Here is a 20,226-nt window from a genome sequence, read left to right as displayed (position 1 = left end):
TCAATTGGACACACAATTGCTAGGCTCAAGCGCGACCCCGACTCAGTCCCTTTCTTATAACAAATAAGAATATAACTTTTGTTTTAACAACTAACGGTACGGGTTAGGGTAGCCGCCTATTGACTCTGGATTGGAGAGCATCCCTTGCCTCTGCGTAGCTCGTTTACCCGTTTTTTCCAGCTGGAAGCCTCCAGTGGCCTGTTGCTGATCGCGGCCGCCGCCCTGGCGCTGATCATCAACAACTCACCGTTGTCGCACCTGTACGCCGCGTTTCTCGATGTGCCGGTGGTGGCGCAGATCGGCGCGCTGAAAATCGCCAAACCGGCCCTGTTGTGGATCAACGATGGCCTGATGGCCCTGTTCTTCCTGCTGATCGGGCTGGAGGTCAAGCGCGAACTGCTTGACGGCCACCTGTCCAAACCGTCCCAGGTGGTACTGCCGGGCGCAGCCGCCATTGGCGGCATGGTGGTGCCGGCGCTGATCTACTGGGCGATCAACAAGGACTACCCCGCCGCGCTTGCCGGCTGGGCAATCCCCATGGCCACCGACATTGCCTTTGCATTGGGCGTGCTGGCGCTGCTGGGCAAGCGCGTGCCGGTGTCGCTGAAACTGTTCCTGATGACCTTGGCCATCATCGATGACCTGGGGGCGATCATCGTCATTGCGTTGTTCTATTCGGCCGAGCTGTCCAGTGCTGCGCTGGCCGGTGCAGCCGCCTGCCTCGTGGCCCTGATCGCAATGAATCGGCTGGGCGTAGTCAAGCTTGGGCCGTACCTGATCATCGGTCTGATTCTGTGGATCTGCGTGCTCAAAAGCGGCGTGCACGCCACCCTCGCCGGGGTGACGCTGGCGCTTTGTATTCCGCTGCGCACCAAAAATGCCGAAACTTCACCGCTGCTGAGCCTGGAGCACGCGCTGCACCCGTGGGTGGCCTATGTCATCCTGCCGCTGTTCGCCTTCGCCAATGCCGGGGTTTCCCTGACTGGCGTCACCCTCGACAGCTTCACCCACCACGTCCCCATGGGCATTGCAGCCGGCCTGCTGATCGGTAAAACCGTAGGCGTCTTCGGTCTCACCTGGCTGGCCATCAAGACCGGCCTCGCCGCCCTGCCCGCCGGTGCCAACTGGGGCCAGGTATTCGGCGTGGCGATCCTGTGCGGAATCGGTTTCACCATGAGCCTCTTCGTCGGCTCGCTGGCGTTTGTGCCAGGCGCCAGCGAGTTTGCCGGGGAGGATCGAATGGGGATCCTCACCGGGTCGATACTCGCGGCGTGTATTGGTTATGGGGTGACGGCGATGGCGAGTCGCAAGAAGGCCTGACCCATTTAGCAGGAGCCGGTGAGCCGGCTCCTGCTTCATCCAATTCCTCCTTCTTTCGCAGTTCCGTCCTACATCTACCCTCCTAGGCTTCCTCTAACGTCGGCACCCGGCTTCTACGTCGGATTTCGTTAAGCACCGCGCCATCGATTACTACCATCCGACCGGGTATGTCTCTCTGGAGAAAATATTGGGAGATACCAAATGACTATGCGATACCACGACCCATCATTGGATCACGATGAAGCAGTACGTTATTTAGCAACGACGGATAGAAGCAAGGTAACGGAGGCATTGATCTCAATTGGGCTGGATGAAATGGACGGAGAGTGGGCACAAAACACGTGCCTCCAGTTTATCGGGCACCCTGACGATGACATCGCATCAGCCGCTATCGTAGCGATAGGTCACATCGCACGTCGATTCGGTGAGATAGACATGACGAAAATCATCCCTGCGTTCGAACAAGCAAGAAGAAGGGGCACCGCCTTATCCGCATCCGTGAATGATGCGATGGATGACATAGAGATGTTTACCTGACGTCCGGAAATAAACGCCGCGGAAAGCATCAGAAACGAAAAAACCCCAACCAGTCACCCGGTTGGGGTTTTGTGTTTCCACGACTGACGTTTAGCGCGTAACGCGGCTGGTGCCATCAACCGTCATGATGCGCACGCGATCACCGATGCGGAAAATTTCATTTTCCTGCACGGCCTGCACATAAGCGCGGGTGCTGCCGTCGTCTTCGCGAACGGTAATTTCCACACCCTGAGTGCGGGTCAGGCCTTCTTCGGTGGCCGAGCCCAGCAGGCCGCCGGCGACGGCGCCGATGACGGCGGTGACAATGCTGCCACGGCCGCCGCCGATGGCGCTGCCGCCCACGCCGCCGATGACTGCGCCTGCAGCGCCGCCGATTGGGGTCTTGGTGCCTTCGATTTTCACCGGACGCAGGGATTCGATGGTGCCCATGCGAACGGTCTGCACACGACGTGCTTCGTCACGGGAGTACGAGTCGCCGGTCAGACTCGAGGCGCAGCCACCCAGCAGCAACGACAGGGTGGTAAAGCAGGCAACCAGTAAAACGGACTTACGCATAGCATCAACTCCAAAGGACAGGTATTCATTAGACGCTGCCACTTGCCGCCTGTCACGACACGCGCGGCAGAAAATTGCTTTCATTCAGCCAGAGTACAGACTGCCATCACCCGAAAACTCGACGAACGGTTTTCCGTCCCGTTGCGGATAACACTGCAACAACGCTCTTCACCAGTGTAGCCGCACGGCCGAAAGCGCCCGGAATCTGTTGAGTCGAGATTCCAGTGCAGCAGGCATCATTCAAGTCGAGTGACGAAAGGTGACGCTCAGGGCGCCAGGCGCTCGCGTGTCCAGTCGATGCCTTGCAGGCGGTAGTTCAGCCGATCATGCAGGCGGCTGGAGCGGCCTTGCCAGAACTCGATACGCTCCGGCAGCAAGCGATAGCCTCCCCAGTGCTCGGGGCAGTCGGGCTGCGTATCGCTGAAGCGCTCTTCGGTGGCCTTGAGCAGAGCCTGCAGTTCTTCACGGTCACGAATGACCTTGCTCTGCGGAGAAGCCCAGGCACCCAGCCGGCTGCCCAGGGGACGGACCTGATAATAAGCATCCGACTCCTCGTGCGAAACCTTGACCACCCGCCCCTCGATGCGCACCTGGCGCTCCAGGGTCGGCCAGAAAAAGGTCATGGCCGCGAACGGACGCGCCGCCAGTTGCTCGCCCTTGGCGCTCTGATAGTTGGTAAAGAAGGTAAAGCCCTGCGCATCCAGGCCCTTGAGCAACAGGATGCGGCAGTGCGGGCGACCATCCTCGTCGACCGTGGCCAGGGTCATGGCATTGGCCTCGACCGGGGCCTGCTCGGTGCTCACCGCATCGGCAAACCACTGGCGGAACAAGGCAAACGGCTCGCTCGGGGCGTGGGCCTCGCTCAAACCGTCCCGTGTGTAATCACGGCGCATATCGGCCAGTGCCTGGGTCATGCGGCTTTATCCTTGTGGTTCAACGACTCAGTTTTTCGCCTGATCAGCCGCAGCGGGTGCATCGGCCTTGGCCTTGGCCGGAGCGGTTTTCTTCGCAGCCGGTTTGGCCGGGGCCTTTTTGGCGGCTGGCTTGGCAGCGGCTTTCTTGGTGGCAGCCTTTTTCGCTGGAGCCTTGGCCGCAGGTTTGGCAGCCGGCGCCGGTGCAGGAACATTCTGCACGGCAACCATTTCAGCCACAGGCGGGGTCTTGCCCGAGTTGTACTTGCTCAGCAGCGCCAACATGGTTGTACGCTGCGTGAACATGATTTCCATGCGACGGTTCAGCGCACGGCCCTGGTTGCTGTCGTTGGCCGCACGCGGCATCAGGTCGCCCATGCCGCGCAGCATCAGACGATCCTGCTTCAGGCCGCTGAGGCTGAAGATCGAAGCGATGGACTGTGCACGTTCCTTGGTCAGTGCCTGGCTCGCCGGGGCGGTGCCGGTGGCATCAACGTGACCGAGCACCAGTACGGCTGTTTTGGGATCGGCTTCAACGGCCTTGGCCACCCGAGTGAACGGGCCCAGGGTCACCGGCAGCAGCATGGCCGGACGCTTGGGGTTGTAGGAGCCGTCAACCGGGGCGATCACCACCAGTACATTGTCGCGACGTTCCAGCTGCAGGTTGCTGTCCTTGATCGCTTCACGCAGGCGTGGCTCGTAGTCGTCCAACCAGGCCTGGGTAATTTTCGGGTCAGGCATCTGTACGTTGCTGACGTCGACCTTGGCCAATGGCTTGGGCTTGCTTTCGAACGGCCACCACCAGTGCGTGTCGGTGTCGGTCTTGGCGACGGCAGGCGCAGCGTCCGATGCCGGGGTGGCGGCTTTGACGTCGGCTTTCAGATCAGCCTTGTCGGCAGCGGCCTTGTCGTCGGCGCTCTTGGCGCCGAACGGCCACCAGTTGAAGCCGCTGTCGGCTTTGGCCGCCGGCGCAGGAGCGGCAGCGGTGGCAGGTGCCGGGGCAGCTGCAGCGGCCGCTGCGGCTGGCTTGGCGCCCGCAGCTGGCTTGGCGTCCGGCTTGGCGTCGGTTTGGGTCACTGCGTCCTTGGTAGCAGCCTTGTCGGATCCAAATGACCACCAGTGCCCTCCTTCGGCATCATTTTGTGGCGTTTGCGCGCAACCTGTAATAGTGAGGCACAGCGCCAGTGCCAAGGACTTGTTCGATAACATGAGATATCCACACAATGAGAAAAACCGAAGGGTCAGGCTGACCCGTTAAACAGACGCGTACAGAACATTGAAATTACATTATTCCGTCAGCGTCTTCTTATAGTCGCATTTGTAACAAAAAATTGTGAAACGGCAAGCGGTTTACAGACAATCGGCCAATATTCCGACCAACTTCTGTGCACGCGGGTCCATAAGTACGTAGGGACCTAATGTATTAGTCACGAAACCAAATGCAACATCATGCTCCGGATCGGCAAACCCCACCGAACCACCCGCGCCAGGGTGCCCGAACGCACGCGGGCCAAGGCCAAAAGTGGCATTGGGCAGTTGCGGCTGATCCAGCATGCAGCCCAGGCCGAAGCGGGTTTGGGTCAATAATGTTTTATCCGGCCCGACACTGTGTTCGCGGGTCAATTCTTCGAGCATGTCGGCTTCCAGCAAACTACCGTCGAGCAAGCCACTATAAAAACCCGCCAGACTGCGCGCATTACCGTGACCATTAGCCGCCGGCTGCTGCATGCGTCGCCACTCGGGTTTATTAGTGCTGGTCAGAATGGAGGGAGGATTGGCAAAGGCGCGTGTCGTCATGGCCGCCGGTTCACGCATCATTACTTGCAATAAACGTTGTGCGGCCGCGTCGCCCATAGTGCCTTTACTGCGCGCTATATGGGCAACACGATAAAACTCTTCATCTGCCAGGCCGATATGAAAGTCCAGGCCCAATGGCCGTGCAACCCGTGCCACGATGGACTCCCCCGGCCCACGCCCATCGGCGCGACGCAGCAGCTCACCGACCAGCCAGCCGTAGGTAATCGCCTCATAGCCATGGCCCTGGCCCGGCGTCCACCACGGGGCCTCGGCCGCCAGGGTATCGACCATCAGTTGCCAGTCATAGAGCGCCTCGGCGGGCAGCATCTCGCGGATCGCCGGCAACCCGGCCTGATGGCAGAGCAACTGGCGCAGGGTGACGGCTTGCTTGCCGGCGGCAGCAAATTCAGGCCAGTAGTTGGCCACTGGCGCATCCAGCCGCAGCTTGCCCTCGGCCACCAGTTGCAGGGCCGCAACCGCCGTAAAAGTCTTGGTGCAGGAGAACAGGTTGACGAGGGTGTCGCTGTGCCAGGCCTCGGCCCCGTCCTTGTCGGCGGTGCCGGCCCACAGGTCGACGACCGTTTCGCCACCGATCTGGATGCAGAGCCCGGCACCACGCTCCTGCGGGTCATCGAACAACGCGGCAAACGCTTCGCGCACGGCTTCAAACTGGAGCGCGTAATGACCCTGAACCTGCACCGAAGCCCCCTCGGAAAACGCCGTTAAAAGTGGCGGACATTGTTCCAGCCCTTGCAGGATTTGTGAACCCATCAGCACCGAATCAATGGCCATTCCCGGAATGCCCACCGGCATGCCCGGCCCCCTTACCCGCGCCCTCGCCCGCCGGCCCGGCCTTGCCGCCTTCATGCTCACGCACCGCGCCGGCAGCCCTGGCTTGCCCAGCCGCCTTGCCCAGTTGTTCGACCGCCGCCAGGTTGCTCTTGCGCGCGCTGTCGACAAAGCCCTGGAACGGCACATCGGTTATACCCACCAGCCCAAAGTGTCCGTTTTCGCCATCCAGCAAGCGGCCGGTCACCGGCTGGTCCAGGTACTGAAACCAGTGCACGCCAACAATCGACGGCTCGGCCATCGCCTGCTTGAGAAAGGTGGCGTACGCCGCACCACGATCCTCTTCCCGGGCCAATTGCGTCACGCCGCCCCAGAACGGGCCACGGTCGGCGGAGCCGACGTTGAATTCGGTGATCAGCACCGGCTTGTCCAGCGCACGCAACGCGGCGAAGTCGTAGCCGTCCTGAGGCTTGAGCGTATACATGTTGAAACTCAGCACATCGCAATACTGCGCACACGAGGCCACGGCTTCGGGCGTGCTCACCGCATAGCGCCCGCCCAGCAGCAACTGGTTGGGCGCATGCCATTTCAGCGAATCGGAAATGGTCTTGAAGTAGGCATCGGCGAAGGTCTTCTGGAAATACTTGAAGTCGGCTTCGATTTCCGGGTACTCAGGGTTGGGCATCGGCGGTTCAAAGCCCGGATCTTCCATCAATTCCCAGCCCGCCAGTTGAATGCCCCAGGCTTTGGAGAGGCCTTCTTCGTTGCGGTATTTGTCGCGCAGTTGCTTGAGGAACGCACGCTTGGCCGGGACGTCGGTGGTCATGCGCAAGGTGCCGTAGGCGAGCGCATAGCGGGATTTGGGATCATCACCGGGACCGGCCCAGGCCAGTTCGTTGTCGGCAAAATAGCCGATCAGCCAGGGGTCGTCGCGATGGTCGCGGGCTGCAATGGCCACGGCGCGCTCGGTGGCCATGGCGAAGCGCGGGTCGAACGGATCGGGCATGCCACCCCACCAGTCGGTGCCGGTGCTGATGCTGGCGTAATCGCCGACGATCGACAGCGGCAAGGTGTACGGCACGCGTTCGGCGTCGGCCAGATCCTCGTCGCTCCAATTACCAATGGTGTTGAAACCCCAGGCTTGCAGGCGGTCGAGGGTGTGGTTGACCCAACGCTTGTGGTCAAAGTGTTCGCTGCCGTAGGTACGTTGCAGGTTGGCGCCGTAGAAATCGTACCAGCGCCCCGAGGCGAAGTTGCGGCCTTCGCCCGAGCCGTTGCCGGTGCGGTTGTCGCTGCTGCCGTAATATTTGTCGAAGGGTTCACCAGCCTTGGGCAGCGCAGCGAACATCCATTCGCGACCGCCCACGTAGGTCTGGTTGTTGTCCGCAGCCACGGTGTTGACGCCCAGCGAGTAGAACGGATGGCCCTGCGGCGTCACCAGGTACCAGCGCCCGTCGCGCTTCTCGGTGCGGAAAAAACCGCTGGCCTCGAAGGCCGGCCCCTTGTTCCAGCCCCCGAATGTGTCCAGTGAGGACGTGTCGCGCTCAGCCAGCCAGCCCTTGAGCTGTTGTTGCTCCCGGGCAGCGGCGGCCTTGAGTTGCTCGTCACTGCTGACCTTTTCCGGCCAGCGCGCACGGGTGGACTGCCCATAGGCGTCGACCAGTTCGCCATAGGCCGCCTTGATCACCGGTTCGATATCCTGCACGCCAAAGCGCTCCAGCAGAATGCTTTGGGCGGCATTGGGCTTGAGCATCGACAAGGTCACCGACACCACCTGGCTGCGGTCGATTTCTCCACTGCTGGCGGCGAGCAACACGCGCTGGCCGTCGAGGCTGATCGGCATCGGCGGGCCGGCCTTCATGCCCTGGCTCAAGGGCGAATTGGCCTGCAGCGGGACCAGCAAAGTCTGCGCCGGGCCGGCCGGCAGGTCGATGCGGCTGACCAGGGTCTTGCCGTCGCTGCTCTGCACCTTGACGTAGAGGGTCAGCGCCCAGTCCATGGCGCTCTGGATACGCAGGCTCATGGCGCCGGACTGCGACCAGTCCCAGGTGCCGCTCTGGGGGCTGAGCACCAGGCTCGGTTCGTCCGCAGGGCTGAAGGTGATGCGGCGCAGCACCTCGCCTTCGGCCGTTTGCTCGGCGTTGTACTGCGGCAGGCTGGCGTCCTGGGTCGCCACCTTGACCACATCGGCGGGGCGCACGAAGTTGAACAGCGTTTGTTGCCCGGACGGCGCGGCCATCAAGGGCGCGGCGAACAGCAGGGCAAAAAGAGCGGGCAGCGTGCGAATCATACGAGCAAGGTTCTCCAGACGGCCGATGAATGGCCTGATGAAATACGTCGATAACAGAGACCACGAAGTGGGCGAATTCGCCCACAGTGGCTTAGGAAATTTCACGCCGGAACGGCGGCAAGGCATTCAGAATAGCCTTGCCATAGCGCTGGGTGACCAAACGCCGATCAAGCAGCGTGATGGTGCCCCGGTCTTCCTCGGTACGCAGCAGGCGACCGCAGGCCTGCACGAGCTTGAGTGAAGCATCCGGCACCGAGATTTCCATGAACGGGTTGCCGCCGCGCGCCTCGATCCATTCGGCCAGTGCCGCTTCGACCGGGTCATCCGGCACCGAAAACGGGATCTTCGCGATCACTACGTGCTCGCAGTAGGCTCCCGGCAAGTCCACGCCTTCGGCAAAGCTGGCGAGGCCGAACAGCACGCTGGAATCGCCGCCATCGACCCGCGCCTTGTGCTTGTTCAGGGTTTCCTGCTTGGACAGGTTGCCCTGGATGAACACTTGCTTGCGCCAGTCACGGTCCAGACCATCGAATACGTCCTGCATCTGTTTGCGCGAGGAGAACAGCACCAGAGTACCGCGCGACCCTTCAACCAGGCCCGGCAGGTCACGGATGATTGCGGCGGTGTGGGCCGGCGCATCACGCGGGTCAGCCTTGAGGTCCGGCACGCGCAGCACGCCGGCGTCGGCATGATGGAAGGGGCTCGGCACCACGGCCGTGACCGCCTTTTTTGGCAGGCCGGCACGCATGCGGAAACGGTCGAAGGTGCCCAGGGCGGTCAGCGTGGCCGAGGTCACCAGGCAGCCATACGCCACGTTCCAGAGGTTGCGGCGCAGCATTTCGGCGGCGAGGATCGGGCTGGCATTGACCTCGATATCAAACAACGCGCCGCTTTCCGACAGGGTCAGCCAACGGGCCATGGGCGGGTTGTCTTCCGGGTCTTCAACGGTGAAGGCGGTCCACAGCTCCCAGTTACCCTGGGAACGGGACAGCAGGCTGCCGAACAGCGGGTACCACTCCTCGGCCTGATTGCTGGCGATGCCGATGTTGACCTCGCCGTCCATGCCTTCCTTGAGCAGATCGGTGAGGCGCGTGAACAGATCGGTCAGGCGCGAAAAGCCCTTCTTCAGTTCAATCCCCATTTCGCGCATGTGCTCGGGGATCAGCCCGCCAACGAAGCGATGGCGCGGGCGCTCACGGCCTTCCACGTCTTCGCCGGGCTTGAAATCGGCCACCTGCTCGCAGGCGCTGAACATGAACTGCTGCTGGGTCTTGATCTCGCGCGCCAGCTCCGGCACCTGTTCGATCAGCTTGCCCAGGTCGCCCGGCAGCGGGTGCTGGGCGAGCAACTTGGTAAGGTTCTTGGCGGTGGTTTCCAGCCAGTCGGCGGTGGAACGCAGGCGCGTGTAATGGGCGAAGTGACCGATAGCCTTGTCCGGCAGGTGGTGGCCTTCGTCGAATACGTAGAGGGTGTCGCGCGGGTCCGGCAACACGGCGCCGCCGCCCAGGGCGAGGTCGGCCAGCACCATGTCGTGGTTGGTGACGATCACGTCGACCTTGCCCATGCCTTCGCGGGCCTTGTAGAAGGCGCACTGGCCGAAGTTGGGGCAATGACGGTTGGTGCACTGGCTGTGGTCGGTGGTCAGGCGTGCCCAGTCGGCATCTTCGAGGGCGGTGGGCCAGCTGTCGCGGTCACCGTCCCATTTATTGCCGGCCAGTTTCTCGATCATGCTGGTGAACAGTTTCTGGCTGACCTCATCGACTTCGATCTTGAAGCCTTCCTCTTCGAACAGCGAGGCGGTAGCGGTTTGCGCATGACCTTCCTGCAACAGCACGTCGAGCTTGGACAGGCACATGTAGCGGCCGCGCCCCTTGGCCAGGGCGAAGGTGAAATTCAGGCCGCTGTTGCGCATGAGGTCGGGCAGGTCCTTGTAGACGATCTGCTCCTGCAGGGCGACGGTGGCGGTGGCGATCACCAGGCGCTTGCCGGCGGCCTTGGCCGTGGGAATCGCGGCCAGGCTGTAGGCCACGGTCTTGCCGGTACCGGTGCCGGCTTCAACGGCCACGACCGCAGGGTCACCCTCGCGGCGACCTTCGTCGTCGGTGGCGATATCCCCGAGGACTTTCGCCACTTCGGCGATCATCAGGCGCTGGCCGTAGCGCGGTTTCAAGCTCTTGGCTTCGAGAAAACGCGAGTAGGCGCCCTGGATCGTGGTTTTGAGTTCAGTGCTGATCATGGATAGTCGGGCGCAAAAAACGCTGGATAAATTTTCAGTGGTTCGGATCGGCCGCTATCATACCCCGCTAATTAATCCCGCGCAGAACGGAGTACCACAATGACCGTCTTCAGCCTCGCTTACACCCTGCATGTACTGGCCGCCCTGATATGGGTTGGCGGTATGTTTTTCGCCTGGATGATCCTGCGCCCCGCCGCTGTGGCGGCACTTGAGGGCCCTGCCCGGCTCAGGTTGTGGGCGAATGTGTTTCAACGTTTTTTCGTGTGGGTATGGGTGGCGGTGCTGGTTTTGCCGATTAGCGGTGTGGGACTGCTGCAACTGCGCTTCAGCGGCTTTGAAACGGCGCCGCGTTACGTGCAGGTCATGATGGGGTTGTATCTGGTGATGACGGCGTTGTTTATCCGCATCCAGGCGTTGAAGTTCCCGCAATTGCGCGCGGCGGTGGCGGCCGAGGACTGGCCGGCGGGCGCTGCTGCGCTGGGGCAGATTCGCAGGCTGGTGGGGATCAATTTGATTGTGGGGTTGGTGGTGGTGGCGATTGCTTCGGCTCGGCCGATGTTCTGAGGCGGCCTTTAATCCGCTATCGGGAGCAAGCCTCCTCCCACATTTGAAGGTATTCACAGTTCAAAATGTGGGAGGGAGCTTGCTCCCGATAGCATCAGGCCAGGCAACTCACAGCCGCTGGAGGGTCACAGACCCCGCAGGCCCGGCCGGCCCCGGCTGCCCTTCCAAACCAGGCCGGCCCTTGTCGCCGCCATCGGCGCGGTACACCACGCATCCCTTCGATTGGCCGCCCTTGCCTGGTTTACCCGCGGTACCGGCCAAGCCACCAGGCCCGCCATCGACCCAGACCTTGATGCTCTCGGCCGGGAAGTCCTGCGGCAGTTCAACCCGCACCGTCGCCCCTGCTGCACCCGGCAAACCGTCGCCGCCGTTATCACCGTTGAAACCGCGGCCGGCCGAACCCCAGGTGCAACCCGGGTCTTCACCATTGGCGCCATCGAGCCCGGCATAACCCTGGGCTCCGGCGCCGCCACGGGCGTCCACCAACAACGTTTCAGCCGTCAGCGAATTGATCCGCAACGTGAGATCGCGCCCTGCCCTGGCTGGTTTTTCATGGGTGCCCGGGGCTCCGCGCGAGGTGATCTGGCTGCCATGTTCCAACTGAGCCTGGCGCACCTGCAACTGCAGGGCGCTATTGCCCGGCACGATGGCGATGCGTGCTTCGCGGCCCAGGTGCAGTTCATCCACCGTCACCTGGCTGATCGTCGCCGGAATCAGCAAAGTGCCGTAATCCGCTACGTCCAGGCGCTCGAGTTGCAACACGCTGGTGCTGCTGGGCAGGCGCATCAATGAGTTGGTTTCGACACTGACGCTCTGGGCCAGGGCAATGGGGCTGACCAACAGGGCCAACAGAAAAACCTTACGCATCATGGGGCTCCTGACTCTTTTCAAATTGTTATCCGGGCCACAGTAACGACTTCTGCAGGCTATTTGCCAGTGAAGCATCAAAAAACTTCAGCAGCGTTTTTTCTGTCTCCCTGGCTCTAGGCCCACGGGCGCAGCCGCGCTAGTCTCTACGGCTCTGATGTGAGGATCTGTGATGACCGCCGGTATTTCTGCCCATACTCCCCAGCAAGCCTTGGCCGCGCTGCTCGACCTGCACCAGCCCAAACGCCTGTTGCTGTTGGGCGCCAGCCGCTTTCCGGCGCTGGAGGCGTTTAAACAGGCGCACCCCGACACGTTTATCGCCGTCGCCGAACCCGGTCCGCTGCCTGCGCACCTGGCGGCGCAGCGCTTTGACCTGGCGCTGGCGGTCGATTGCCTGGAACACCTTTCCAAGCCACAGGGCCTGACGCTGCTCGGCGGCATCCGCAACCTCAATGCCAGTCGCATCGCAGTGCTGGCAGACCTCGATGCCTGCGGCTGGAGAGACACCGACTTCTTCTCTTTGGCCCTGCAGGCCGGCGAGCGTTTCCAGCGCGACGAACAAGTGCTGACGCTGTTCACCTACGATCTGCTTGACTATAAACAGGTGCCGGACTGGCTCAATGCCCGCTTCTGGGCCAACCCGGAAAATTTCGGAAAGTATTGGTGGTAACCCATGAGCACACCCATTTGCCCCTGCGGCAGTGGCAACCTGCTGGATGCCTGCTGCGGCCATTACCACAACGGCCACCCGGCTCCCTGCGCCAGCGCGCTGATGCGCTCGCGCTACAGCGCCTATGTGCTGGGCCTGGTCGATTACCTGGTGGCGACCACGCTGCCGGCCCAGCAACCCGGCCTCGACAGAGCCGCCATCGCTGCCTGGAGCGCGCAGAGCACCTGGCTGGGGCTTGAGGTGGAGCGTTCCGAAGTGCTCGGCGGCCAGCCGGAACATGCCTTTGTGACCTTTACCGCTCGCTGGCATGACAGCACGGGTGAACATAGTCACCGCGAACAGTCTTCTTTCGTACAGAATGACGGGCGTTGGTACTTCATCGATCCCACCGTTGAGGTGAAGGTCGGGCGCAATGATCCGTGCCTGTGCGGCAGCGGACAAAAATTCAAGAAATGTTGCGCAGGCTACCTCTAACACCACCAGAACAGGGACACGCCATGCTTCGTATATTCAGCTTGATGCTGGCGTTGACCCTGGGTCTTACCGGCTGCGCCTCCTGGTTCGAGGACGATTCGCCGCCGCCTCACGTCTCGCTGGTCAAGGTCGAAGTGGTACGCGCCAAGTTGCTGGAGCAGAAATTCAGGCTGTATTTTCGCGTGGACAACCGCGACGACGCCGACCTCACCGTGCGCGGCCTGATCTACAAGGTCAGCCTGGGCGACTTCGTGTTGACCGAAGGCGAGTCCAACGAATGGCTCACCGTGGCGCCGCGCAGCCATGCGGTGTTCAGGGTGTCAGTGCGCACCAACCTCTGGCCGCAGATCCGCGAGGTGGTGCATATGCTCAAAAACCCCGACCGGCCCGTGCCCTATCGCCTGGAGGGCGAGCTGAAAACCGGCTTGTTCATCGGTAATGACGTGCAGGTGGCCCACAATGGCGAGATAATCCCCGGCGATTTTATTCCGGAGCGACATCGATGACTCAGCAACCCCATGTCCATGGTCCTGACTGCAACCACGATCACGAGCACCATGATCACGACCACGGCCATGTCCACGGCCCCAATTGCGGCCACGCTCATCAGGAGCCGGTGCGCAATGCATTGAAGGACGTTGGCCGCAACGATCCCTGCCCCTGCGGCAGCGAGAAAAAATTCAAGAAGTGCCACGGGGTCTAAGTCACCCTGAAGCTGTAAAGGTGGGAGGGGGCTTGCGCCCGATGGCGGTGGACCAGTCAACAGATGCAGCGACTGGCACTCAGCCATCGGGCGCCAGCCCCCTCCCACGTTGATGTGCGATGTTTTACCCAAAACTACCCCCGCAGGAGCTTTGCCATGGCCTCGCCAGCCCTCTCACGTTTTCTTCCCCGGTTCGGCGTTGCCGCGGCAGTGGCCAGTGCGTTAAGCCTGGCCGGTTGCCAGCTCCAGAGCACCCAGGACACCCTGCCGCCCGTTGCCGGCGTGCAGCCGCTCAAAGGTCTGGCCCAGAATGTGTCGATACGCCGCAACGCCCAGGGCATGCCGCTGATCGAGAGCAATACCTTCCACGATGCGCTGTTCAGCCTCGGCTATGTGCACGCCAGCGACCGCATCAACCAGATGGTCACCCTGCGCCTGCTGGCCCAGGGCCGTCTGGCGGAAATGGCCGGCCCTGACGTGCTGGATGTCGATCGCTTGATGCGCGCCGTGAACCTGAAAAAAAGCGCCGGCGAGCTGTATAACGCATCGAGTCCACGCCTCAAGCGCTTCTTCGAAGTGTATGCGCGCGGGGTCAATGCCTACCTGTTCCGCTACCGCGACAAGCTGCCGCCGGACCTGGCCCAGACCGGCTACAAGCCCGAATACTGGAAGCCGGAAGATTCGGCACTGTTGTTCTGCCTGCTCAATTTCAGCGAGTCGGCCAACCTGCAGGAAGAGCTGTCTTCGCTGGTGCTGGCGCAAAAAGTCGGCGTCGACAAACTCGCCTGGCTCACCCCCAGCGCGCCGGACGAACCCATCCCGCTGGCCGAGGCAGAGAAGCTCAAGGGCGTGAACCTCAGCCAGATCACCGGCCTCGCCGGGCTGGACACGGTCAGCCAGCAGTTGAGCACGCTCAATGCGCTGGCGGTGACCACCTCGAGCAACTGGGCAATCGGCCCGCAACGCAGCCGCAGCGGCAAGAGCCTGTTGGCCAACGACCTCGCGGCCCAGCCGCAAGCGCCGTCGCCGTGGAGCTACGTGCAGATCCGCGCGCCGAAATACCAGGCCGCGGGCGCCTCGATTGCCGGCCTGCCGACTCTGTTGTCCGGTTTCAACGGCAAAGTGGCGTGGAGCATGAGCACGGTCAAGGGCGACACTCAGGACCTGTTCCTGGAGAAGGTCAAACGCCAGGGCAGCGCGTTGTACTACGAGAACAACGGCAAGTGGCTGCCGGCCGGCGTGCGTAACGAAACGTTCTTCATCAAGGGCCGTGGCTCGATTCGTGAAGTGGTGTACGAAACCCGCCACGGAGCCCTGCTCAACAGCAGCCAGGCACTCACCAGTAGTTTTGGCCTGGCCCTGCAAACGGCCGACCTCAAAGACGACAAGAGCCTGGACGCGTTCTTCGACCTGTCCCGCGCGCAAAACATCGGCAAGGCGTCGGACGCCACCCGCGAAATCCGCGCGATTGCGCTGAACATGGTGTTCGCCGACGCCAGCAGCATTGGCTGGCAGGTCACCGGCCGCTTCCCCAACCGCCGCGAAGGCGAAGGCCTGCTGCCCTCGCCGGGCTGGGACACGCGCTTTGACTGGGACGGCTACGCCGACGCGATGCTGCACCCTTATGACCAGGACCCGGTCCAGGGCTGGATCGGCACCGCCAACCAGCGCACCGCGCCGCGTGGCTATGGCATGCAACTGTCCAATTCCTGGGACGCACCGGAGCGCAGCGAGCGCCTGGCGCAACTGGCCAACGCCGGCAAGCATGACAGCCGCAGCATGATCGCCATGCAGTACGACCAGACCACCCCATTCGCCGCCAAGCTCAAGACCATGTTCCAGGCGCCAGGCATGGCCCAGCCCTTGAAACAGGCGATCGCTGCGCTGCCTGCGGCCGAGCAGGCCAAGGCGCGTGAAGCGCTGGGCCGCCTGATGGCGTTCGATGGGCGCCTTGCGCCATCCTCCGCCGACGCGGCGATCTACGAGCTGTTCCTGCAAGAGAGTACGCGGCAGATCTTCCTCGACGAACTCGGCCCGGACACCAGCGCCAGTTGGAAAGCCTTTGTCAGCAATGCCAACCTCTCTTACTCGGCCAACGCCGACCACCTGCTGGGCCGCGAAGACAGTCCGTTCTGGGACGATGTGCGCACGGCGCAAAAAGAAGACAAGCCCACTATCCTTGCCCGCAGCCTCGCCGCCGCGATCAGCGCCGGCGACAGCCAACTGGGCACTGATCACAAGGCCTGGCAGTGGGGCAAACTGCACAGCACCACCTGGAAGAGCACCAGTGGCCAGGTCATCCGTGGCCCGTTTGCCAGTGGTGGCGACCACAACACCCTGAACCCGGCGCCGTACAGCTGGGGCCAGAGTTTCGACACCACGCAGGTGCCGGCACTGCGCATGATTGTCGACTTCGGTCAGGTGGAACCGATGCTGGGCCAGGGCGGCAGCGGCCAGTCCGGCAACCCGGCCAGCCCCGACTATGCCAATGGCATCGACCCGGCGCTCAAGGCGCAGTACCTGAGCTTCCCGATGCAGCCGCAGAACTTCGAAAAGGTGTATGGCAAAACCCGGCTCACCCTGACGCCTGGCAAGTAACCCGGAAACTGAAGAAACCGAGTCACCATGTGGGAGGGGGCCTGCTCCCGATAGCAAAGTATCAGTCACTGCATTTATTGACTGATCCACCGCTATCGGGAGCAAGCCCCCTCCCACCGTTGAACCCCATGCATTCAGATAGAACTTACCCGCGCGCCCCCGCCTCAAAATAGACAAGCCCACCTCCCCGGTCACCCCATGGACCTTGTCATCGCCCGCCCCGAAGGCCTCTACTGCCCCGCCGGAGATTTCTACATCGACCCCTGGCGCCCGGTGGAACGTTCCGTCATCACCCATGCCCATGGCGACCACGCCCGCACCGGCAACCAGCATTACCTGGCTGCGGCGCCCGGCGAAGGCATTCTGCGCTCGCGCCTGGGCCAGGACATCAACCTGCAAACCCTGGCCTACGGCGAACGGCTGGTGCACCACGGCGTCACCCTGAGTTTTCATCCGGCCGGGCACGTACTCGGCTCGGCCCAGGTGCGCCTCGAATACCAGGGTGAAGTCTGGGTCGCATCCGGCGATTACAAGGTAGAACCCGACGGCACCTGCGCGCCGTTCGAACCGGTGCGCTGCCACACGTTCATCACCGAATCCACCTTCGGCCTGCCGATCTACCGCTGGCAGCCCCAGGCGCAGATCTTCGCCGGCATCAACGACTGGTGGCAGGCCAACGTCGCCGCCGGCAAGGCCAGCGTGCTGTTCTGTTATTCCTTCGGCAAGGCCCAGCGCATTCTGCACGGCATTGACGCGAGCATCGGCCCGATCCTCAGCCATGGCGCCGTCGAGCCCTTGAACCGGGTGTACCGCGAGGCCGGCATTTACATTCCCGAAACCCTTTACGCAGGTGACTTCAAAAAAACCGACCCGCTGTTGCGCAAGGCGCTGATCATTGCTCCGCCATCGGCTGGCGGCAGCAGCTGGATCAAGCGCTTTGGCGACTACAGCGACGCCTTCGCCAGCGGCTGGATGCGCCTGCGCGGCACACGGCGGCGGCGCGGGGTGGACCGGGGGTTTGTGCTGTCCGACCACGCCGATTGGCCGGGCTTGCTGTGGGCCATCGAACAAACCGGCGCCGAACGGGTGATGGTCACCCACGGCTCGGTGGGTGTATTGGTGCGCCACCTGCGGGAAAAAGGCCTGGATGCCCAGGGCTTCACCACCGAATACGGTGACGACGAAGAAGAGGCCACCGCATGAAGGCCTTCGCCGAGCTGTACGCCAACCTCGACGCCACCACCTCCAGCAATGCCAAGCTGGCTGCATTGCAAGCCTACTTCCTGCAGGCGCCGCCAGAGGATGCCGCCTGGGCGGTGTACTTTTTATCCGGTGGCCGACCCCGGCAACTGGTGCCGACGCGCCTTTTAAGGGACATGGCCACGCAAGCGTCAGGCATCGAAGCCTGGCTGTTCGAAGAGAGCTACCAATCGGTCGGGGACCTGGCCGAGACCATTTCCCTGCTGTTGCCCGAATCCACCTACACCTCGCAGGATGGCCTGGCCGTTTGGCTGGAAGAAAAACTGTTGCCCCTGCGCGGCCTGTCGCCAATGGACCTGGCCGAACGCCTGCCCGCGCTGTGGACACAGCTGGACCAGCCCAGCCTGATGGTGTGCATCAAGCTGATCACCGGCAGCTTTCGCGTCGGCGTGTCCAAGCTACTGGTCACCCGTGCCCTTGCCGCCATGGCCGATCTGGACAGCAAGCGCGTGGCGCAGCGGCTGGTGGGCTACACCGATTTGTCCAATCGTCCTACGGCCGAAGGCTACCTCAAGCTGATTGCGCCTGAATCATCCGACGAACACGCACAACGCGGCGGGCAGCCCTATCCGTTTTTTCTGGCCCATGGTCTGTCGCAGCCGGTCGAGCAATTCGACACGCTGCTCGGCTCGCCGAATGACTGGCAAGTGGAATGGAAGTGGGACGGCATCCGCGCACAACTGGTCAAGCGCGAAGGCCGTTTGTGGATCTGGTCGCGAGGTGAGGAACTGGTGACCGAGCGCTTTCCCGAGCTGCACAGCCTGGTCAGCGGCCTGCCGGACGGCACGGTGATCGACGGCGAGATTGTGGTGTGGAAAGACGCTGTGCAACCCTTTGCCCTGCTGCAGCAGCGCATTGGTCGCAAGACGTTGAGCAAAAAAGTCCTGGAGGATGCCCCGGTCGCGGTACTCGCCTACGACCTGCTGGAATATCAGGGCGAAGACTGGCGCAACCATGTCCAGGCCGAACGCCGCGCGCAACTCGAACAGGTCATCCGCGCGTGCGACCAGCCCGTGCTGCTGCCCTCGCCGTTGTTGCAGGCCGATACCTGGGAAGCACTGGCCGAACAGCGTGAAGCTTCGCGCAGTCTTGGCGTGGAAGGCATGATGCTCAAGGATCGCAAAGGCCTCTACGGCGTTGGCCGCACCAAGGACATGGGCCTGTGGTGGAAGTGGAAAGTCGATCCGTTCAGCGTCGATGCCGTTTTGATCTACGCCCAACGCGGCCACGGCCGCCGCGCCAGTCTGTACAGCGACTACACCTTCGCCGTGTGGGACGGGCCGCCCGGCACCGAGCGCACGCTGGTGCCGTTTGCCAAGGCCTATTCGGGACTGACCGACGAAGAAATGCGCAAGGTCGACGCCATCGTGCGCAAGACCACCGTGGAAAAATTCGGCCCGGTCAGCAGCGTGACGCCGAGCATGGTGTTCGAGCTGGGATTTGAAGGTATTGCCCTGTCCAAGCGGCACAAGAGCGGGATTGCGGTGAGATTTCCACGGATGCTGCGCTGGCGCCAGGACAAGGCGGTGGAGGAAGCCGATAACCTGGCCACCCTGCAGGACCTCCTCGCCTGATACAAATCCCTGTGGGAGCAAGCCCCTCCCACAATTTGATGCTCGTTAATGGTCCGAATGAGTGCACGGTATTTTCGATGCCCATTTTTGGGCATCGCCTACACTCCCAACGCCCTCGCCTTGCCTTTTAAAACGCTCATTCGGAACTATGGTGCAGAAATTGCTACTTGAGAGCCGTCTGACACCGTTCAGTAACAGTCCTAAACGCGCCACAAGCGCTTATCTTGGTTTCCAGGGATTACCTAATGAAAAAAGCATTGCTGACCCTTTCTGCACTGGCCCTGTGCATGGCCGCCGGTGTAGCCACGGCCAAGGAATACAAGGAATTGCGTTTTGGTGTGGATCCTTCTTACGCGCCGTTTGAATCCAAGGCCGCCGATGGCAGCCTGGTGGGCTTTGATATCGACCTGGGCAACGCGATCTGCGCGGAACTGAAGGTCAAGTGCAAATGGGTCGAAAGCGATTTTGACGGCATGATCCCGGGCCTCAACGCCAACAAGTTCGATGGCGTGATTTCGTCGATGACCGTGACTGCAGCCCGTGAAAAGGCGATCGACTTCTCCAATGAGCTGTTCTCGGGCCCAACCTCCCTGGTGTTCAAGAAAGGCGCAGGGTTCTCTACGCCGGAGTCCCTCAAGGGCAAATCCGTGGGCTACGAGCAGGGCACCATCCAGGAAGCCTACGCCAAGGCCGTACTGGATAAGGCCGGTGTGACCACCAAGGCCTACGCCAACCAGGACCAGGTGTACGCCGACCTGACCTCCGGTCGTCTGGATGCTTCGGTGCAGGACATGCTGCAAGCCGAACTGGGCTTTCTGAAGTCGCCGGCCGGCGCCGGTTACGAAGTCAGCGCCGCCATCGACGACCCATTGCTGCCGTCGAAAACCGCGATCGGTATCAAAAAAGGTAACAAAGACCTCAAGGCCCTGCTCGATAAAGGTATCAAAGCGTTACACGATGATGGCACCTACGCCACCATCCAGAAGAAACACTTCGGCGACCTGAACCTGTACAGCGGTAAATAACACGCTGGCGCCCATCGCTTGCGGTGGGCGCTTTTTTATCGCCATAGGTCCTGAAT

The 20,226-nt window shown here is 62.1% G+C and carries 18 protein-coding genes; 11 read left to right on the top strand and 7 right to left on the bottom strand.

Annotated elements, in window-relative coordinates:
* The first annotated feature begins 144 nt into the window (after positions 1-144).
* Together nhaA and JOE32_RS23675 are read left to right on the top strand one after the other, a co-directional pair.
* Positions 145-1,320, top strand: a complete 1,176-nt coding sequence (nhaA, locus tag JOE32_RS23680) for a Na+/H+ antiporter NhaA (RefSeq protein ID WP_209989641.1) — start codon at positions 145-147, stop codon at positions 1,318-1,320.
* 201 nt (positions 1,321-1,521) lie between these two features.
* Entirely contained in the window at positions 1,522-1,857 is a 336-nt protein-coding gene (locus tag JOE32_RS23675) for a hypothetical protein (protein ID WP_209989639.1), read from the top strand.
* Positions 1,858-1,947: 90 nt separating this feature from the next.
* Here JOE32_RS23675 and JOE32_RS23670 read toward each other — a convergent pair whose 3' ends face one another.
* The 6 genes from JOE32_RS23670 to dinG all read right to left on the bottom strand — a co-directional run bounded on the left by JOE32_RS23670 (position 1,948) and on the right by dinG (position 10,435).
* Positions 1,948-2,412 (bottom strand): glycine zipper 2TM domain-containing protein, encoded by a 465-nt coding sequence (locus JOE32_RS23670; RefSeq protein WP_003231137.1) that lies wholly within the window; start codon positions 2,410-2,412, stop codon positions 1,948-1,950.
* A 266-nt stretch (positions 2,413-2,678) separates the two neighbouring features.
* Positions 2,679-3,326 (bottom strand): pyridoxamine 5'-phosphate oxidase, encoded by a 648-nt coding sequence (gene pdxH, locus JOE32_RS23665; protein ID WP_209989636.1) that lies wholly within the window; start codon positions 3,324-3,326, stop codon positions 2,679-2,681.
* A 27-nt stretch (positions 3,327-3,353) separates the two neighbouring features.
* A complete protein-coding gene (locus JOE32_RS23660; RefSeq protein ID WP_209989633.1) occupies positions 3,354-4,532 on the bottom strand; it encodes an OmpA family protein in 1,179 nt (392 codons plus the stop codon).
* A 141-nt stretch (positions 4,533-4,673) separates the two neighbouring features.
* Positions 4,674-5,819: a serine hydrolase domain-containing protein gene (locus JOE32_RS23655; RefSeq protein ID WP_209990716.1), complete on the bottom strand. Its 1,146-nt coding sequence runs from the start codon at positions 5,817-5,819 to the stop codon at positions 4,674-4,676.
* An 82-nt stretch (positions 5,820-5,901) separates the two neighbouring features.
* A complete protein-coding gene (locus JOE32_RS23650) occupies positions 5,902-8,199 on the bottom strand; it encodes a beta-galactosidase (RefSeq protein WP_209989630.1) in 2,298 nt (765 codons plus the stop codon).
* A gap of 91 nt (positions 8,200-8,290) precedes the next feature.
* Positions 8,291-10,435: an ATP-dependent DNA helicase DinG gene (dinG, locus tag JOE32_RS23645; protein ID WP_209989627.1), complete on the bottom strand. Its 2,145-nt coding sequence runs from the start codon at positions 10,433-10,435 to the stop codon at positions 8,291-8,293.
* Between the two features lie 99 nt (positions 10,436-10,534).
* On the opposite strand from dinG, the gene JOE32_RS23640 reads away from it, so the two are divergent.
* Positions 10,535-10,999, top strand: coding sequence for a CopD family protein (locus tag JOE32_RS23640; RefSeq protein ID WP_209989624.1), 465 nt, complete (start codon positions 10,535-10,537; stop codon positions 10,997-10,999).
* A 108-nt stretch (positions 11,000-11,107) separates the two neighbouring features.
* On the opposite strand, the gene JOE32_RS23635 is transcribed toward JOE32_RS23640, so the two are convergent.
* Complete coding sequence (locus JOE32_RS23635; RefSeq protein ID WP_209989621.1) at positions 11,108-11,866, bottom strand: collagen-like protein; 759 nt, start codon at positions 11,864-11,866, stop codon at positions 11,108-11,110.
* A 172-nt stretch (positions 11,867-12,038) separates the two neighbouring features.
* Between JOE32_RS23635 and JOE32_RS23630 the strand changes: the two genes are divergently transcribed.
* The 8 genes from JOE32_RS23630 (at position 12,039) to JOE32_RS23595 (ending at position 20,170) form a co-directional block, all read left to right on the top strand.
* Entirely contained in the window at positions 12,039-12,536 is a 498-nt protein-coding gene (locus tag JOE32_RS23630) for a DUF6231 family protein (RefSeq protein WP_209989618.1), read from the top strand.
* A 3-nt stretch (positions 12,537-12,539) separates the two neighbouring features.
* Entirely contained in the window at positions 12,540-13,010 is a 471-nt protein-coding gene (locus JOE32_RS23625) for a YchJ family protein (RefSeq protein WP_209989615.1), read from the top strand.
* 23 nt (positions 13,011-13,033) lie between these two features.
* Positions 13,034-13,516: an LEA type 2 family protein gene (locus JOE32_RS23620; protein ID WP_057007815.1), complete on the top strand. Its 483-nt coding sequence runs from the start codon at positions 13,034-13,036 to the stop codon at positions 13,514-13,516.
* Complete coding sequence (locus tag JOE32_RS23615; RefSeq protein ID WP_003231158.1) at positions 13,513-13,713, top strand: SEC-C metal-binding domain-containing protein; 201 nt, start codon at positions 13,513-13,515, stop codon at positions 13,711-13,713. Before JOE32_RS23620 ends, JOE32_RS23615 begins: the two co-directional genes overlap by 4 nt.
* 156 nt (positions 13,714-13,869) lie before the next feature.
* Entirely contained in the window at positions 13,870-16,311 is a 2,442-nt protein-coding gene (locus tag JOE32_RS23610; RefSeq protein ID WP_209989612.1) for a penicillin acylase family protein, read from the top strand.
* A gap of 198 nt (positions 16,312-16,509) precedes the next feature.
* Complete coding sequence (locus JOE32_RS23605) at positions 16,510-17,514, top strand: ligase-associated DNA damage response exonuclease (protein WP_057007813.1); 1,005 nt, start codon at positions 16,510-16,512, stop codon at positions 17,512-17,514.
* On the top strand, positions 17,511-19,145 hold the full coding sequence (locus tag JOE32_RS23600; RefSeq protein WP_209989609.1) for an ATP-dependent DNA ligase: 1,635 nt from the start codon (positions 17,511-17,513) through the stop codon (positions 19,143-19,145). The genes JOE32_RS23605 and JOE32_RS23600 overlap by 4 nt, the downstream gene beginning before the upstream one ends.
* A 245-nt stretch (positions 19,146-19,390) precedes the next feature.
* Positions 19,391-20,170: a transporter substrate-binding domain-containing protein gene (locus JOE32_RS23595; RefSeq protein ID WP_003231167.1), complete on the top strand. Its 780-nt coding sequence runs from the start codon at positions 19,391-19,393 to the stop codon at positions 20,168-20,170.
* Positions 20,171-20,226: the final 56 nt, after the last annotated feature.

Source organism: Pseudomonas sp. PvP025, assembly GCF_017832155.1.
Taxonomy (GTDB): Bacteria; Pseudomonadota; Gammaproteobacteria; order Pseudomonadales; family Pseudomonadaceae; genus Aquipseudomonas.
Note: the sequence above shows the minus strand (reverse complement) of the source record. Positions and strands in the feature narration are given on the sequence as shown.

Bases quoted from the DNA above. Each gene is read 5' to 3' on its own strand.
- JOE32_RS23675 (WP_209989639.1), top strand. From the start codon at position 1,522: ATGACTATGCGATACCACGACCCATCATTGGATCACGATGAAGCAGTA.
- JOE32_RS23670 (WP_003231137.1), bottom strand. From the start codon at position 2,412: ATGCGTAAGTCCGTTTTACTGGTTGCCTGCTTTACCACCCTGTCGTTG.
- pdxH (WP_209989636.1), bottom strand. From the start codon at position 3,326: ATGACCCAGGCACTGGCCGATATGCGCCGTGATTACACACGGGACGGT.
- JOE32_RS23660 (WP_209989633.1), bottom strand. From the start codon at position 4,532: ATGTTATCGAACAAGTCCTTGGCACTGGCGCTGTGCCTCACTATTACA.
- JOE32_RS23650 (WP_209989630.1), bottom strand. From the start codon at position 8,199: ATGATTCGCACGCTGCCCGCTCTTTTTGCCCTGCTGTTCGCCGCGCCC.
- dinG (WP_209989627.1), bottom strand. From the start codon at position 10,435: ATGATCAGCACTGAACTCAAAACCACGATCCAGGGCGCCTACTCGCGT.
- JOE32_RS23640 (WP_209989624.1), top strand. From the start codon at position 10,535: ATGACCGTCTTCAGCCTCGCTTACACCCTGCATGTACTGGCCGCCCTG.
- JOE32_RS23635 (WP_209989621.1), bottom strand. From the start codon at position 11,866: ATGCGTAAGGTTTTTCTGTTGGCCCTGTTGGTCAGCCCCATTGCCCTG.
- JOE32_RS23630 (WP_209989618.1), top strand. From the start codon at position 12,039: ATGACCGCCGGTATTTCTGCCCATACTCCCCAGCAAGCCTTGGCCGCG.
- JOE32_RS23625 (WP_209989615.1), top strand. From the start codon at position 12,540: ATGAGCACACCCATTTGCCCCTGCGGCAGTGGCAACCTGCTGGATGCC.
- JOE32_RS23620 (WP_057007815.1), top strand. From the start codon at position 13,034: ATGCTTCGTATATTCAGCTTGATGCTGGCGTTGACCCTGGGTCTTACC.
- JOE32_RS23615 (WP_003231158.1), top strand. From the start codon at position 13,513: ATGACTCAGCAACCCCATGTCCATGGTCCTGACTGCAACCACGATCAC.
- JOE32_RS23610 (WP_209989612.1), top strand. From the start codon at position 13,870: ATGGCCTCGCCAGCCCTCTCACGTTTTCTTCCCCGGTTCGGCGTTGCC.
- JOE32_RS23605 (WP_057007813.1), top strand. From the start codon at position 16,510: ATGGACCTTGTCATCGCCCGCCCCGAAGGCCTCTACTGCCCCGCCGGA.
- JOE32_RS23600 (WP_209989609.1), top strand. From the start codon at position 17,511: ATGAAGGCCTTCGCCGAGCTGTACGCCAACCTCGACGCCACCACCTCC.
- JOE32_RS23595 (WP_003231167.1), top strand. From the start codon at position 19,391: ATGAAAAAAGCATTGCTGACCCTTTCTGCACTGGCCCTGTGCATGGCC.